Consider the following 14957-nt stretch of genomic DNA (forward strand, 5'->3'; position numbering starts at 1 on the left):
CCATGAGCCGCAAACAGCAACTGCTCAAGCGTCATCGACGCAGCAAACGCATCGGTCTTTTGATCGTGCTGGGGCTGTTGGTTATTTGCGGCGTATGGGTAGCCTGGTGGTTGCCGCTGGTGCTGGCGGTTCTGGTCTGGATTGCCCACGAAGCCTGGTTTGCCGACCATCTGTTCTACTCGCCCAAAGATGATTACCAATACAGCTTCCCGCCCTACACGTCGCAACCCAAGGTTCATCTGAGCGGCGATCGCCTGCGGCTGGACGATGGGGTCATGTTGGTCGACGACGCGACGCTGGTGTTGGCCCTGCGGATCAAAAGCACATGGCTGGGGCGCTTTCTCGATCCTGTGGTCGAGTTGTCCGGTGGTGAGAGCCCGGACCGTCAACCTTCGAGCGTGGTGTGAACGGGCTGCGTTACCTCAACCTCAGTGGACAGGCACAGGTGTTGTCGCGCGGTGAACTGCGGTTGCGCGGGCGTTTCTGCCGATTGTTCGGTGAGCCTGTGCTGTGGGCGCTCGAACATCCTGATTACCGTCGGCAGCGGGTAATGGTTATAGCGCCTCATGCCGATGATGCGGAGCTTGCGGCCTACGGTTTGTACAGCCAGGCAGACGAAACCTGGATCGTCACACTCACCGCCGGTGAGATCGAAGCCGAACACTATCAGCAGATGGGGCTGGGCAAAGTCGAGGCTGCGCGGCTCAAAGGCCGCTTGCGAGCCTGGGACAGTATCGCTGTGCCGCGTTGGGCCGGGGTGCCGGAAGCGCATTGTGTGCAACTGGGCTATTTTTGCCTTCAACTGGCGGCAATGCAGGCCTCACCCGCTCAGTCTGTGGGTTCGCGGGAAGCGGACTTGAGCGACACTCGATTGTTCCGTCAGATGAACCCGTTTGCCCTGCCGGGCGATGTCGATGGCGCGCCGACCTGGAACAATTTGCTGGCCGATCTGCGCGAGTTACTGCTGCGGGCGCAACCTGAAGTGATCGTGCTGCCGCACCCGAGCCTTGATCCTCACCCTGATCATGTTTGTGCTCAACAAGCAGTTCTCGAAGCGCTGACGGGGCTGGAGTGGCAACCGACACTGCTGGGTTACGCCAATCACCTGCATGACAATGATCGCTGGCCAATGGGTGATACTGGCGCCGGTATCGCACTTGCACCGGTATTCGATTCGGCAACTCCACTCCATCCTTTTTGCCTGGTGCTTTCTGCGGCGCAGCAGCGTGACAAGGCCATGGCGTTGGCAATGATGCACGATCTGCAGCCTCGAGCGCCGTTCAAGCGCCGATTGCGCCGTGGATTACAGCGACTGTTGGCAGGGCGTGCCGGTTCGCCTTACGGCGAGAATGAATTCTTTCGCAAGGCTGTACGTCGCCATGAACTGTTCTGGCGTTTGTAAGGTGGTACGGGCCTGAAGTGCGCCTGTTTGTGAGCAGGGGTGGCTTCAGGTGTTGCTCGGTTTGCCTGTTGCGGCAAGGAAGACGATGAAAGTTTTATTTCTGGTGCAGAAAGAACAGCGGGCCATTTTGGACCGTTTATACGATGGAGTGGCGGCTCATTGCGAGTGCGATCTGCGGTGGCTGAGCAGCAATGAGCAGCGCAATCTGCGCAGTTATTTCCGGCGTGAAGTCGATGTGTCACGGTATGACCGGATCGTGTTTTTCCTGCGCTTCAAGCAGGAAATCCGTCAGGTCGGTTTCATCCGCACGATTCCCAACCTGGTAATTCTCGAACACGATGCTTACCAGAACTACATCCCTTGCAAGTACACCGGCAAGTTCAGTGCGCACTACCGTCGCTTGCCGTGGGCGCGAGTGATCAGTTCCGGTTTCGTTGTCGCCGAGCGTCTTCGCGAAGAGGGTTTCGACGCGGTGTTCGTTCCCAAGGGCTACGACCAGACACAGCTGGAGGATCAGGGGCGCGAACGCGATATCGAACTGGCGTTTGTCGGCAGCACCAACAGCGTGGCCTACAGCGGTCGCAAGGCTTTGCTCGACGAATTGGGGCGCGTCGAACCCCTGGTGGTGACTCGCACCAAATCCGGTGAGGAGTACCGCGAGACACTCAACCGAATTCGCTTTTTCGTCAGTGCCGATGTCGGCATGGGCGAGTTCATGATCAAGAACTTCGAGGCCATGGCCTGTGGTTGCGTATTGCTGGCTTATGACCAGGGTGCAGAAGAAAGTCAGGCCCTGGGTTTGCAGGATATGCACAACGTTGTGTTCTATCAGAGCATTGCGCAGCTTCAGGAGAAACTGGCCATACTGCGTGGCGACCCGGAGCTGGCGAAGCGTATTGCTCGCAATGGTCGCGAGCTGGCGGTCACCCAGTTCAGTTTTGCACGCATCGGTCAGCGGATTGTCGAGGTGCTTGAGCCTGCTTTGCGTGCACCTGCGCCACTGAGTCTGCTCGAAAAAGTCCGCGTGAAACTGGGCATTTGACAAGGTCTTGCCAGCGATTGATATCGCTGGCGACCTCTACTTATTGAGATTTCGGTGTAATTCATAGCTCTATGAGTATTATTAACATTATGTGGGCCAGCGGCGGTCCGTTCGCCTCAACTCATAAGGTGCACCAACAGATATTGTCCCAGGCCTCGCCCTCGGAACCGGTTGAAACCTGGTTGCTTCAGGGGCGCGCGTCCGAATGCGGGGTGAGCGTCGGTGAGGTACGTGAGTGGGGGTTGTCCTCTGCCCGGTTGAAAGGGCGACATTTCTGGAGGCTGACCAAGCCCTGGATGCAAGCCAGGTTTCAGAGCGCTCTCAAATACAGCGATGCACACGTGCTGCTGCTCGATGGCCTGGGCGTCGCGCGTACGTTATTGCCGATCCTCGAATCATTGCCGCACATCCGTGCAGTAGTCATTTTTCATGGTTCGACGCGACTTCAGCCCGCTGATCGAGCGCTCTTTGAACGTTTCCCGGCCTCCCGACTTACATTGGTTGCGGTATCGAATACCCTCGCGGCTTCGCTGAGCCAGGACCTGCAAGTTCCGGTCATGACGCTGCGTAGCGCCTTTGATCCAGCTGTTTTCCGTACCGCGCTACTTCCGCGAGAGCAAGCGCGTGCCCGGTTGAGCCTGCCACTGGACAAGACTCCGGTACTGGGTGCGGTGGGACGTCTGGTCGCGGGAAAAGGTTTCGGCTGTCTTCTCGACGCTTTTGCCGAGGCACTGCATGAGCGGCCTGATCTGCGACTGGTGATTATTGGTGAAGGGCCGGCCCGCGCTACGCTCGAGGCCCGCATCGATGAGTTGCAGTTGCGCGACAAGGTCCTGTTGCCGGGCCATCTGGATGATGCGGCTCAGCTCTACCGTGCATTCGACTGGGTTGCTATGCCTTCGTTGAGCGAAGGCCTGGGGCTGATCATGCAGGAGGCGGTAATGGCAGGTGTTCCCGTCCTGTCCAGTGAACTGGACGTGTTTCGTGAACAGTTGGCAGACTCCGGCTGGTATGCGCCGATAGAGGATGTGAGAGGTTGGCGCGACGCCATCGTTCGAGCGTTTGACGTCTCCCCCGAAACGATCGCTATAGAACAGTATCAGGCACTTGCTCCCGATCAAGCCTGGCTGAATTTCAGTCAGGGCGCCCGCTCATTACTCTTGTAACGGCAGCACTGCCTGTTCGAGTGCCTGCATCGGAAAGCTCTCGTTCAGGTTCTCGCGCTCAATATAACGAGAGAAGTGTTGCAGATTGCGCTTGACTAAATGTCGGGGCAACGGCGCCCGCAGAAAGCGCATGTCTGCCACATCAATCAGGCCCATTCGGTTGTCGGGGGTGACCACGATGTTGCCCAGGTGCAGAGACCGAAAGTAAATCCCCGATTGATGAAGACTGCGGATCAGCCCTGCCAGGTCTGGCAGGGCCTGCAGCCAGGTGAAACCTTCCTTGCTGGCGATCTGGCGCAAGGTCTCTCCTGGCAGCGGCTGGTAAAGCACGGCCGTCATGCCTGGGGTTTGCAGTCGGTAGTACTGCAGGACCTGCAAGGTCGGTACTCCGCGCTTTTGCAATTCGACGGCATTGTCTATGAAGCGTTTCGAGTACGGGCGAAACAGTGCTGAGGAAAAATACGCTTGCGACGGAACAGTTTAAGGATATTCCCATCCGGCAACAGGTAGACTTTCGGCCCGAAGCTGTCAGCCTCCAATACTCTGGCCCCGTCAATCATTTGAGTTAGAGCGGATTGCGGAAGCCGAGAACATTGCATCGTGGAAAGCCTTGTTGGAAGAGCGGGCGCTGTAGCGGGCAATGATGCCGAAAAGTTTCAGCTTTAACCATGCCAGTTGGGTGGGTGAACTCTCTCAGGAGCAATTTGATGCACGAAAAAAGCTGGGCGCAAGCATGGATGACGATGGGTTTGTTGTGGTTTCTGTTGGCCATCGCCGTTGCGCCTACCAACAAGGTCTATCAGCAAGGGCTGGTCGCATTGCTCTGGTTGCCGGCCCTGTTGTTTGCCTGGTCAGCGCGGGTTCGGCTCAAGGAATTACTCTGCGAGCAACGCTGGATCTATCTGCTGATGCTTGGGCTCATAGTCTGGTCACTCATCAGCCTTTCATGGTCGAACACCGACGACATAAGTCGCGAAGCCAAGCGTTTGCTCTACATCGCGGTGTTTCTGCTGTTCTTTCCGATTCTCGCCAATGGCCGGCCCGAGCGCGTGATCCGCATCATGCAGTGGGAGGGATCGCAATGGCGGTCACTGCGTTGGTAGCCATCGTCAAGTTTTATGGGATTGATGGCAACGTATGGAGTGCGCGCGTTGAAGGTCTTGGCCAATTGGCTCATCCCATTCTGGGCGGCTATGTCATCGGGGTGGCAGCGGTGTGGCTTGTACTTTGGCCGCCGCGCGCTGGCTTGATGCAGGTGGTCTGGGCAGTTGCGCTGGTTTTGCTGGGTGTATTCGTGCTGCTCAGCCAGAGTCGTGGCGCTGCTTTGGCATTGTTTCTTACGCTACTTGCCATGCCGATCTGGTGCCGCGACCGACGCAGTCGCATGGTCGCGGCGGCCGTATTGGTCATGGCGATCCTGGCATTCTGGTTTTTCGAGTCGTTGGTCCTGGCGCGGGGTGTGTCCTATCGCCCGCAGATCCTGATGGCCAGTCTGCAAATGATCGCGGAGCACCCATGGCGCGGCCTGGGACTGGGCAGTGACTACAGAATTTTTGCCTCAGATCTGTATTTTGACCACGCCCATAACCTGTTCACCCACGTGGCCATTGAATTGGGTCTTCCAGGGTTACTATTGTGGTGTGCGGTATGGCTCGCTGTGTTGCGCGAGGCCTGGAAAGCTCGGGAAACACTTTATGGCAGGGGAATCATTGGCATTTGGTTGTTCTCAACCCTGGCGATGCAATTCGACGCCGCCAGCCTCAATGGTACACCTAGGGCTGAGTGGTTTATCAGTTGGCTGCCGGTGGGGCTGGCCAGTGTTTTGGTATGGGCACGGGCCAATCCCGACGCTTGTGATAAAATTTCGCGTTCTTCCTAACCAGTGAGCTCTACGATGAGTGATGCACCGCCTATAGCGGAAGAGGATTCCAGCCTGAAAATCTATTTTCGGCTGTTGGGGTATGTAAAACCCTATGTCGGCCTCTTCGTGCTGAGTATCGTGGGCTTCGTGATTTTTGCTTCCACGCAGCCGATGCTGGCCGGAATTCTCAAATATTTCGTCGATGGCCTGAGCAACCCTGAAGCGGTGCTCTTCCCGAATGTCCCCTATCTGAAAGACTTGCAGCTGCTGATGGCTGTGCCGATGCTGATCATCCTGATCGCTGCATGGCAAGGCCTGGGCTCGTTTCTTGGCAACTATTATCTGGCGAAGGTTTCGTTGGGGCTGGTGCATGACCTGCGTGTCGAGTTGTTCAACAAGCTGCTGGTACTGCCCAACCGCTATTTCGATACCCACAATTCCGGGCATTTGATCTCGCGTATCACGTTCAACGTGACCATGGTGACCGGTGCCGCCACAGATGCCATCAAGGTAGTGATCCGCGAAGGTTTGACCGTGGTTTTCCTGTTTGCCTATCTGGTGTGGATGAACTGGAAGCTGACGCTGGTGATGCTGGCGATCCTGCCGATGATTGCATTGATGGTGGGCAACACCAGTAAGAAATTCCGCAAGCAGAGCAAGAAAATCCAGGTGGCCATGGGCGACGTGACCCACGTGGCTTCCGAGACGATTCAGGGCTACCGCGTGGTGCGCAGCTTCGGTGGCGAGAGCTATGAAGAGCAGCGTTTTGCCGCGGCCAGCCAGGGCAACACCGACAAACAGTTGCGCATGACCAAGACGGGCGCGGTCTACACGCCGATGCTGCAGTTGGTGATCTATACCGCCATGGCGGTATTGATGTTCCTGGTGCTGTTCCTGCGCGGTGAAGCCACTGCCGGTGACCTGGTGGCCTACATTACCGCCGCTGGTTTGCTGCCAAAGCCGATCCGGCAGCTGTCGGAAGTCAGTTCGACCATCCAGAAAGGCGTTGCCGGTGCCGAAAGCATTTTCGAACAACTGGACGTCGAACCTGAAGTCGATAGCGGCACCGTCGAGCGTGATCGTGTCAAAGGCCATCTCGATGTGCGCAACCTCAGCTTCACGTACCCGGGAACCGAACGTGAAGTGCTGAAAAACATCAGCTTCTCGGCGGCGCCGGGACAAATGATCGCCCTGGTCGGTCGTTCCGGTAGCGGCAAGTCGACCCTGGCCAGCCTGATCCCGCGTTTTTATCACCACGACATTGGCGAAATTCTGCTCGATGACGTCGAGATCGAAGACTATCGCCTGCGCAATCTGCGTCGGCACGTGGCGCAAGTCACCCAACATGTGACCCTGTTCAACGACACCATTGCCAACAACATCGCCTACGGTGACCTGGCTGGCGCACCCCGCGCCGACATCGAAAAAGCCGCCACCGATGCCTACGCGATGGACTTCATCTCGCAAATGCCCGAAGGCCTGGATACCCAGGTCGGGGAAAATGGCGTATTGCTTTCCGGCGGGCAACGACAGCGCCTGGCGATTGCCCGGGCTCTATTGAAGAATGCACCGCTGCTGATCCTCGACGAGGCGACATCGGCACTCGATACCGAGTCCGAGCGTCACATTCAGGCTGCGCTGGATCAGGTCATGAAAGGTAGGACCACATTGGTCATCGCTCACCGTTTGTCGACCATTGAAAAGGCCGACCTGATTCTGGTGATGGACCAGGGCCAGATCGTCGAGCGAGGCACCCACGCACAGTTGCTGGCCCAACATGGCTACTACTCGCGTCTGCATGCGATGGGCCTGGATGCTCCGGCCCAAGACATCGCCTGACCCCCGGCAGCAGGGTGGGCCTGGCTCACCCTGTTGCTCTCCCGGCGCGCAATGCGACCGGAATTTGTATTCACGCGGTTTTCTGCTCAAGAAATGAGCAAAAAAACGCCGGATCATCCTGTTGCAGCCGTCACACAAGCCGGTGCCTACCCTGTGTTAATATCGCGCCCCTGTTCATTTTGTATGTGGGTTGCTCCATGAAGTTGTCCATGCCGCGATTCGATCAAGCCCCTGTCTTGGTGGTCGGCGATGTCATGCTCGACCGTTACTGGCATGGTGGTACCTCACGGATTTCCCCTGAGGCGCCAGTACCGGTAGTCAAAGTCGATCACATCGAGGACCGCCCCGGCGGTGCCGCCAACGTTGCGTTGAACATTGCCGCCCTCGGCGCCCCGGCCTCGCTGGTCGGCGTGACCGGCGACGATGAAGCCGCCGACAGCCTGGCCAACAGCCTCAAAGGTGCTGGCGTGCGGGCGTTGTTCCAGCGCGTTGCGCACCAGCCGACCATCGTCAAGCTGCGGGTCATGAGCCGTCACCAGCAACTGCTGCGTATCGACTTTGAAGAACCGTTCGCCACTGACGCCATGGCGTTGTCCGTGCAAGTCGATGAATTGCTCGAAGGCATCAAGGTTCTGGTGCTGTCGGACTACGGCAAAGGCGCGCTGAAAAATCATCAGGTGCTCATTCAGGCCGCCCGCGCCCGTGGCATTCCGGTGCTGGCCGATCCCAAGGGCAAGGATTTTTCGATCTACCGCGGCGCGAGCCTGATCACGCCGAACCTCAGCGAATTCGAAACCATCGTCGGCGGTTGTGCCGATGAGCACGAATTGGTGAGCAAGGGTGCACAGTTGATGCACGATCTGGACCTCGGCGCCTTGCTGGTGACCCGCGGCGAACACGGCATGACCCTGTTGCGCCCGGATCATCCGGCGTTGCACCTGCCGGCCCGGGCCCGTGAAGTGTTCGACGTGACCGGTGCCGGCGATACTGTGATTTCCACCCTGGCGGCGGCGATTGCCGCAGGCGAGGAATTGCCTCACGCGGTGGGCCTGGCCAACCTGGCGGCCGGCATTGTGGTTGGTAAGCTCGGTACGGCGGCCATCAGCGCGCCGGAACTGCGTCGCGCCATTCAGCGTGAAGAGGGTTCGGAGCGCGGCGTGCTGGGCCTCGAACAACTGCTGCTGGCAGTCGACGATGCCCGTGCGCACAAAGAGAAGATCGTCTTCACTAACGGCTGCTTCGACATCCTGCATGCTGGCCACGTGACGTACCTTGAGCAGGCGCGGGCGCAGGGCGATCGCCTGATCGTTGCAGTCAATGACGATGCCTCGGTCAGCCGCTTGAAAGGGCCGGGTCGGCCGATCAACAGTGTCGACCGGCGCATGGCCGTGCTGGCAGGTCTGGGTGCAGTGGACTGGGTGATCAGCTTCCCGGAAGGCACCCCGGAAAACCTGCTGCGCGAGGTCAAGCCGGACGTGCTGGTCAAAGGTGGGGACTATGGTATCGACCAAGTGGTTGGCGCGGACATCGTGACCGCTTACGGCGGGACGGTGAAAGTGCTGGGGTTGGTGGAAAACAGTTCCACTACCGCGATCGTCGAGAAAATCCGCAAGTCGTAGGAGCTGGCGTAGCCTGCGATGATCGTTCCCATGCTCCGCGTGGGAACGCCTCAGCGGACGCTCTGCGTTCGGCTCTTGAAGGGACGCGGAGCGTCCCGGGCTGCATTCCCACGCAGAGCGTGGGAACGATCATTTCCCAGCAGGTTTTAGGAGCTGACTTTTTTACGCGGCACCATCTTCTTCAGCAGCTGTTTTGCCTTCCCTCGTAACAGCGCCAAACCCGAATTCTTCGCGGGTGGCGTCAAACCCTGTTGCCTTACCCAATCCTTCCAGCGAATCCGCTCATCCTTCACCAGCCAGCCCTCTTGCCGGGCAAAGCTTTCGGCCAGGAATAACCCGCGCGTACTCGCCGGGTACAGTTGATCTTTTTTCAAGGTGTAGAGCTCGGCCACAGGTCGGCCGTCCTGCAAAGGCATCAGGTACAGATCCGGACGCTTGCGATCCAGACGGGCCACCAGTTGATCGCCCTCCAGTCGCTCATCGACATGGAACAGGCTCAGGGATTTTGCTTCCTTGGGCACGTCCAGGCGCAAATCGTAGATCAACTGCAGTGATGCCGTCGGCAAGTGCACATAGGCTCGTGGCCGTTCGATCAACGGCAGGTTGGCGCAGCGCACAGGTCGTGCCGAACCGGACAGTGGCGTCAGGCGAAAGGGCAGGGCTTCGCGGTAATGCAGGGCCGACGAGTAGGGTGCTGGCAGCCAGGTTTCGTTGAAGCGGCCGCCGAGCCAGCCTTCGGGAGTTTCCAGCAGGCATTCCTCGGCAATCTCCTGAATCGCCGTATGCAGGGGCAGGTTCAGTTCATGGGCTGGCACGTATCCGGAAATCAACTTGAGCACCACATCGCCACGGTCCTGCCGATGTTGCCGAACCAACACCCAGTAATCGCGATTCTGCCAATGCAGCGTCAGGCGCACCGATACCCCGAGGTTGGCCAGCTCAAGGGCAAACCGCTCGCTGTCGCCGACCGCCACCGGGCGGCGACGTTGCAGGATCTGGGTGAAATTGAGTGGCCTCCCGACGCTCTGATAACTCAGGCCTTCGGGAGTCGCTTCGACGAATAACGGCAGGGTCTTGAAGTTGCTCGGGTTCTTTCTTATGAGCGTACGCGGCATGTCGGCTCCTGCTTAAGGCCGCGTGAGGCGGCATCAGTTGCTACGTAGGACCTGGGCTACGGTCGCGACGTTGTGGGCGAGGTGCAGCGGATTGATGGTCCCGACAATAGCACTGGCAACACCGGGATGTTCGAACAACAGCTCGAAACTGGCGCGCACCGGATCCACCCCCGGACTCAAGCACACGTGACCGCTGGCGAGGGCTTTTTTCACCAGAATGGCTTTGCCGTGAGCAGCAGCATAGTCAATGACGGGCTTTTCGGTCTGTTCGTTCAGATTGTAGGTGACCATCGCGCAATCGCCCTGCTCCAGCGCCTTCAAACCGCCCTCGACGGTTTTGCCGGAAAAACCGAACCCGCGAATCTTGCCTTCGGCCTTGAGTGCGGCGAGGGTTTCGTAGACTTCGCAGTCGTTGAGGATCGCCAGATCGTTGCCATCGGAGTGCACCAGCACCAGATCGAGAAAATCCGTCTCCAGGCGTTGCAGGCTTCGTTCCACTGACAGTCGGGTGTGCGCGGCCGTGAAATCGTGGCGGGACTGACCGTCGGCAAACTCTTCACCGACCTTGCTGACAATCACCCAATCCTGACGCTGCCCACGCAACAACGGTCCGAGGCGCTCTTCGCTGCGACCATAGGCCGGAGCTGTGTCGATCAGATTGATGCCCAGGTCTCGCGTGAGTTTGAGCAGCATGCGCGCTTCGTCATCGTCAGGGATCTGAAAGCCGTTGGGGTATTTCACCCCTTGATCGCGGCCGAGTTTTACCGTGCCCAGGCCCAGGGGCGATACCAGCAGGCCGGTGCTGCCCAAGGAGCGGTGCAGATCGTGCAGGGTGGGTTGGCTCATGGCAGCAGTTGCTCCCAGGCCGGGACGCCCATCGGCGGTTTTGGCAGGGGCGGCAACTCGGTTGCCGGGCCTGGTTGAATTCCGTCGCGTTCGAGGTTTGCGATAACCCGGTCGGCGAAGTCCGGCGCCAGTGCCAGTTTGGTTGGCCAGCCCACCAGCAGTCGACCTTCCTCGGCAATGAATGCGTTGTCGGGGCGGGTCAGCCCCGTTTGCAGCGGCTCGGCGCGATCCACGCGCAAGGTCGCCCATTGCGCGGTGCTCAGGTCGATCCAGGGCAGCAACTGCCCGAGTTCTTTCTGTGCGGTGGCGATTTGTTCGGCGGGCTCACGGGCCACGCCCTCGGTCTCGGCGATATCGCCGCCCAGGTACCAGACCCACTGGCCGTCGGCGGCCGGGTGGGTGGTCACGGTAATGCGCGGTTTGGTGCCGCCGCCCAGGCAGTGGGCGTACAGCGGTTTGAGGTTCGGGCCTTTGGCGATGATCATGTGCAACGGCCGACGTTGCATGGCTGGCTGGCTCAAGCCCAGCGCCTCGAGCAGTGCCGCCGTTCCGGCGCCGGCGCTCAAGACGATGCGTTGAGCGCGGATCTCGCGCTCGTCCACCTTCAGGCCCACCAGCACGCCGCCCTCCAGCAGCGGTTCGATCTTCTGACCGGCGAGCAAGCCGTCACCCGCCAGGTCGGCCAGGCGCTGGATCAGGCTCGGCACGTCGATCACCAGTTCCGCCAGGCGATAGACCTTGCCCTTGAAGCGTTTGTCTTGCAGGGCGGGTGGCAGTTGATCGCCCTTGACCTGATCGACGCGTCCGCGCACGGCTTTGCTGGCGAAGAAACTGGTGAGGTTGCCGGCAATCGTGCCGGGGGACCAAAGGTAATGGGCTTCGGACAACAGGCGCACGCCGGACAGGTCCAACTCACCGTCACCGGCCAAGGCTTCACGCCAGCGCCGCGGCATGTCCGCGATGGCTTCCGAGGCACCGGTCAGGGCGCCATGCAGCGCGTATTTGGCGCCACCGTGGATGATGCCTTGGGACTTCACGCTCTGTCCGCCGCCGAGGCTGGCGCTCTCCACCAGCACGGTCGAAAAACCCTGGCGGCGCAGGCGCGCATTTAGCCAGAGGCCGGCGACACCAGCGCCGACAATCAGAACGTCGGTGGAAATAACGGATGGCATGCGGCGACCTCAGTGTTCAAGACGAGGGCGCAGTATACAGATTCATGCCGAGCGCCATGTAGCAGCTGCCGAAGGCTGCGTCCGAGGACGAAGTCCTCGTCTGCGGTCTGTCTGAAGAATCACGTCGTCGGGTTTGACGACTGCTTCGCAGCCGGACGCAGCCTTCGGCAGCTGCTACAGGGCTGGGTCAGTGCCCCGCGGTTTTGGAGAAGAGCTGGATGACAACGACGCCCAGAACGATGAGCGCCATCCCCATCATTGCTGGCACATCCAGCTTCTGCCCGTAGATAAAAAGCGCCGCGACGCTGACCATCACGATGCCCATGCCGGCCCAAACTGCGTAAGCCACGCCCACCGGCACGCTGCGCACCACCAGGGTCAGCATCCAGAAGGCGATGCCGTAACCGACGATCACCAACAGCAGTGGCAGCGGGGTGCTGAAGCCTTTGACTGCTTTCATCGAAACAGTGGCAATCACTTCGGCGCAGATGGCAATGGCCAGGTAGTAGTAAGCGGTCATGGGTCAATCCTCGTGTGAAGTGTTGCTCTCTTGGGTCGGCATTCTAGATATTCCTCAGATGCGGTAAAGTCATTACCTATCTGCCAGAAAGATGGGTTGAGCCATGAACATGCAATGGAATCTGGAGCAGCTGCGCCTGTTTGTCAGCGTAGCGGAGCAACGTTCGTTTTCAGCCGTGGCACGGGACCAGCGCAAGGCGCAGTCGGCGGTCAGCAGTGCGATCGCGCTGCTGGAGGAAGATCTGGGTGTGAGTCTGTTCGACCGCAGCAGTGGACGTCAGCCGAAACTCACCGAGGCCGGCAATGCCTTGCTGGATGAGGCGCGGGAAGTGCTGCGTCAGTGTGAGCGCCTCAATGGCCGGGCGCTGGCGATGATGCGCGGGCAGGAGGCTCGCCTACGTCTGGCCCAGGACGAGGCAATGCCTTATCAACCGATCATCGAGAGCTTCGAGGCATTGGCCGAGCGCTTTCCCAGTCTTGAGGTGCAATTGACCAGCGCCGCCCAAGGCGAAGTCGCCCGCAAACTGGTGGAGCGTCGTGCCGATCTGGGCTTGCTGTTCTTTCACGACCAGATCCCCGAAGCGCTGGAGAGGCGAGTGCTCGGCAGTGTGGAAATGGTCACGGTGTGTGGTGTGGACCATCCGTTGGCGAAGCAGACACAGGTCGATTGCCAGCAACTGGCTCAGCATCGTCAACTGCTGATGTCGACCCAGTCCAGTGTCTACCCCGGCAGCGAGCCGGCCAGTCCGCAGGTCTGGCGGGCTGACAGTTTTTACGTGATGGCGGAATGGTTGGTGCGCGGTCTCGGTTGGGCATGGCTGCCACGTCATGTGGTGCAGTACCCGACCTATCACGGCCAGATGGTTGAACTGAGCAGCGAATGGACACCGCCCGCATTGGTGGTGGAGCTGGTCTGGCGTCGCGATGAGCCGTTGGGGCCAGCGGCGCGCTGGCTGGCGGAACGTTTTGCCGTGCATCTGCAGGCGATTGGCGAAAAAACCGATAAACTCCGCCGCCATGAATAGAACTCTCTACACCGCGCTGTTTTATCTGGGGCTGCCATTGGTGGCAATTCGGCTGTGGCTGCGGGCGCGCAAGGCGCCGGCTTATGCCAAACGCATCGGCGAGCGTTTCTCCTACGGGATGCCGACGATGAAGCCCGGTGGTATCTGGGTTCACGCGGTGTCGGTAGGCGAAAGCATTGCCGCTGCACCGATGATCCGCGCCTTGCTGCAACGTTATCCAACGCTTGCGATCACCGTGACCTGCATGACCCCGACCGGTTCGGAGCGCATTCAGGCGTTGTTCGCCAATGAGCCGCGTATCCAGCACTGCTATCTGCCTTATGACCTGCCGTGTGCGGCCAAGCGTTTTCTCGATCGAGTCCGGCCAAGACTGGCGGTGATCATGGAAACCGAACTGTGGCCCAACCATATCCACCAATGCGCCAAGCGCGGGATTCCCGTGGCCCTGGCCAATGCGCGATTGTCTGAACGCTCGGCCAAAGGCTATGGCCGCTTCGGCAAACTGACCGGGCCGATGCTCGCCGAAATGAGCCTGTTTGCGGTGCAGACCGAAACCGAGGCCCGGCGCTTCCGTGACTTGGGCGCGCGTACTGAAACCGTCGAAGTCACCGGTTCGATCAAGTTCGACCTGACCATCGACCCGCAGCTGTTGCAGCGTGCCGCCGAGTTGCGCGGGCAATGGCAGGCGCAGGAGCGTCCGGTGTGGATCGCCGCCAGTACTCACGAGGGCGAAGACGAGGTGGTGCTGGCGGCGCATCGTCAGTTGCTGGCGGGCCATCCCGATGCGTTGCTGATCCTGGTGCCGCGTCATCCAGAGCGCTTCAATCCGGTGTTCGAGTTGTGCCGGCAGCAGGGGTTTGCCACGGTCCGTCGCTCCAGTGGCGAGTCGGTCACCGCCGCCACTTCAGTGCTGCTGGGCGATACCATGGGCGAGCTGCTGTTTCTCTATGCCCTGGCCGACAGCGCGTTCGTTGGCGGCAGCCTGGTGCCCAATGGCGGACATAACCTGCTTGAGCCGGCGGCGCTGGCCAAACCGGTGCTCAGTGGTCCGCACTTGTTCAACTTCCTCGAAATTGCCGCGCAATTGCGCAGCGCCGGGGCGTTGCAGGAAGTGGAGGATGCCGAAGGCTTGGCCTTGGCGGTGCAGCGCCTGTTCGAATTGCCGCGGGATGCGCAGCGCATGGCGCAGGCAGGGCTGAAGGTAATGCGCACCAATCAGGGTGCGTTGCAGCGATTGCTGGATGGGTTGGGGCGGTTGATCGACCGGTGAAGATTTGCCGTACACAAGTCCCGTAGAAGCGAGCGGTGCGGCGATCCGACTTGCCCGCGAAGAACGATGACGCGGTTGTCT

Annotated in this window: 10 protein-coding genes and 3 pseudogenes; 8 read left to right on the forward strand and 5 right to left on the reverse strand. The window is 59.8% G+C overall.

Going from position 1 to position 14957, the window contains the following annotated elements; all coding sequences use genetic code 11:
• Nucleotides 1-2 precede the first annotated feature (2 nt).
• From CES87_RS12525 to CES87_RS12535, 3 genes and pseudogenes are all read left to right on the forward strand, one after another.
• Nucleotides 3-1402: pseudogene (locus tag CES87_RS12525) on the forward strand (PIG-L family deacetylase).
• 85 nt (nucleotides 1403-1487) lie between these two features.
• A complete protein-coding gene (locus CES87_RS12530) occupies nucleotides 1488-2444 on the forward strand; it encodes a glycosyltransferase (RefSeq protein ID WP_128606354.1) in 957 nt (318 codons plus the stop codon).
• A gap of 71 nt (nucleotides 2445-2515) precedes the next feature.
• Nucleotides 2516-3610, forward strand: coding sequence for a glycosyltransferase (locus tag CES87_RS12535; RefSeq protein ID WP_128606355.1), 1095 nt, complete (start codon nucleotides 2516-2518; stop codon nucleotides 3608-3610).
• Here CES87_RS12535 and CES87_RS12540 read toward each other — a convergent pair.
• Nucleotides 3599-4209, reverse strand: a pseudogene (locus CES87_RS12540) (toluene tolerance protein). The gene CES87_RS12535 and the pseudogene CES87_RS12540 sit on opposite strands and share 12 nt — an antisense overlap.
• 108 nt (nucleotides 4210-4317) lie before the next feature.
• On the opposite strand from CES87_RS12540, the pseudogene CES87_RS12545 reads away from it, so the two are divergent.
• From CES87_RS12545 to hldE, 3 genes and pseudogenes are all read left to right on the forward strand, one after another.
• Nucleotides 4318-5489: pseudogene (locus CES87_RS12545) on the forward strand (O-antigen ligase family protein).
• Between the two features lie 15 nt (nucleotides 5490-5504).
• Entirely contained in the window at nucleotides 5505-7310 is a 1806-nt protein-coding gene (gene msbA, locus CES87_RS12550) for a lipid A export permease/ATP-binding protein MsbA (RefSeq protein ID WP_128606356.1), read from the forward strand.
• A 197-nt stretch (nucleotides 7311-7507) separates the two neighbouring features.
• Nucleotides 7508-8929 carry a bifunctional D-glycero-beta-D-manno-heptose-7-phosphate kinase/D-glycero-beta-D-manno-heptose 1-phosphate adenylyltransferase HldE gene (gene hldE, locus CES87_RS12555; protein WP_128606357.1) on the forward strand — a complete coding sequence of 474 codons (1422 nt, stop codon included), beginning with the start codon at nucleotides 7508-7510 and terminating at the stop codon, nucleotides 8927-8929.
• Nucleotides 8930-9075: 146 nt separating this feature from the next.
• On the opposite strand, the gene CES87_RS12560 is transcribed toward hldE, so the two are convergent.
• The 4 genes from CES87_RS12560 to CES87_RS12575 all read right to left on the reverse strand — a co-directional run bounded on the left by CES87_RS12560 (nucleotide 9076) and on the right by CES87_RS12575 (nucleotide 12582).
• A complete protein-coding gene (locus CES87_RS12560; RefSeq protein WP_128606358.1) occupies nucleotides 9076-10044 on the reverse strand; it encodes a metal ABC transporter ATPase in 969 nt (322 codons plus the stop codon).
• A gap of 33 nt (nucleotides 10045-10077) precedes the next feature.
• Nucleotides 10078-10890: an aldo/keto reductase gene (locus CES87_RS12565; protein WP_128606359.1), complete on the reverse strand. Its 813-nt coding sequence runs from the start codon at nucleotides 10888-10890 to the stop codon at nucleotides 10078-10080.
• Nucleotides 10887-12062 carry an FAD-binding oxidoreductase gene (locus CES87_RS12570; RefSeq protein ID WP_128606360.1) on the reverse strand — a complete coding sequence of 392 codons (1176 nt, stop codon included), beginning with the start codon at nucleotides 12060-12062 and terminating at the stop codon, nucleotides 10887-10889. The genes CES87_RS12565 and CES87_RS12570 overlap by 4 nt, the downstream gene beginning before the upstream one ends.
• A gap of 187 nt (nucleotides 12063-12249) precedes the next feature.
• On the reverse strand, nucleotides 12250-12582 hold the full coding sequence (locus CES87_RS12575; protein WP_095192165.1) for a multidrug efflux SMR transporter: 333 nt from the start codon (nucleotides 12580-12582) through the stop codon (nucleotides 12250-12252).
• A gap of 103 nt (nucleotides 12583-12685) precedes the next feature.
• Here CES87_RS12575 and CES87_RS12580 point away from each other — a divergent pair, with 103 nt between their 5' ends.
• Both CES87_RS12580 and waaA read left to right on the forward strand, forming a co-directional pair.
• Complete coding sequence (locus tag CES87_RS12580; RefSeq protein ID WP_128606361.1) at nucleotides 12686-13606, forward strand: LysR family transcriptional regulator; 921 nt, start codon at nucleotides 12686-12688, stop codon at nucleotides 13604-13606.
• Complete coding sequence (gene waaA / locus CES87_RS12585) at nucleotides 13599-14876, forward strand: lipid IV(A) 3-deoxy-D-manno-octulosonic acid transferase (protein ID WP_128606362.1); 1278 nt, start codon at nucleotides 13599-13601, stop codon at nucleotides 14874-14876. The genes CES87_RS12580 and waaA overlap by 8 nt, the downstream gene beginning before the upstream one ends.
• Nucleotides 14877-14957: the final 81 nt, after the last annotated feature.

Origin of the sequence: Pseudomonas sp. ERMR1:02 (assembly GCF_002277815.1) — a bacterium.
In the GTDB taxonomy this organism is placed as follows: Bacteria; Pseudomonadota; Gammaproteobacteria; order Pseudomonadales; family Pseudomonadaceae; genus Aquipseudomonas.

Bases quoted from the DNA above. Each gene is read 5' to 3' on its own strand.
- CES87_RS12565 (WP_128606359.1), bottom strand. From the start codon at position 10,890: ATGAGCCAACCCACCCTGCACGATCTGCACCGCTCCTTGGGCAGCACC.
- CES87_RS12580 (WP_128606361.1), top strand. From the start codon at position 12,686: ATGAACATGCAATGGAATCTGGAGCAGCTGCGCCTGTTTGTCAGCGTA.
- msbA (WP_128606356.1), top strand. From the start codon at position 5,505: ATGAGTGATGCACCGCCTATAGCGGAAGAGGATTCCAGCCTGAAAATC.
- CES87_RS12560 (WP_128606358.1), bottom strand. From the start codon at position 10,044: ATGCCGCGTACGCTCATAAGAAAGAACCCGAGCAACTTCAAGACCCTG.
- CES87_RS12535 (WP_128606355.1), top strand. From the start codon at position 2,516: ATGAGTATTATTAACATTATGTGGGCCAGCGGCGGTCCGTTCGCCTCA.
- waaA (WP_128606362.1), top strand. From the start codon at position 13,599: ATGAATAGAACTCTCTACACCGCGCTGTTTTATCTGGGGCTGCCATTG.
- hldE (WP_128606357.1), top strand. From the start codon at position 7,508: ATGAAGTTGTCCATGCCGCGATTCGATCAAGCCCCTGTCTTGGTGGTC.
- CES87_RS12530 (WP_128606354.1), top strand. From the start codon at position 1,488: ATGAAAGTTTTATTTCTGGTGCAGAAAGAACAGCGGGCCATTTTGGAC.
- CES87_RS12575 (WP_095192165.1), bottom strand. From the start codon at position 12,582: ATGACCGCTTACTACTACCTGGCCATTGCCATCTGCGCCGAAGTGATT.
- CES87_RS12570 (WP_128606360.1), bottom strand. From the start codon at position 12,062: ATGCCATCCGTTATTTCCACCGACGTTCTGATTGTCGGCGCTGGTGTC.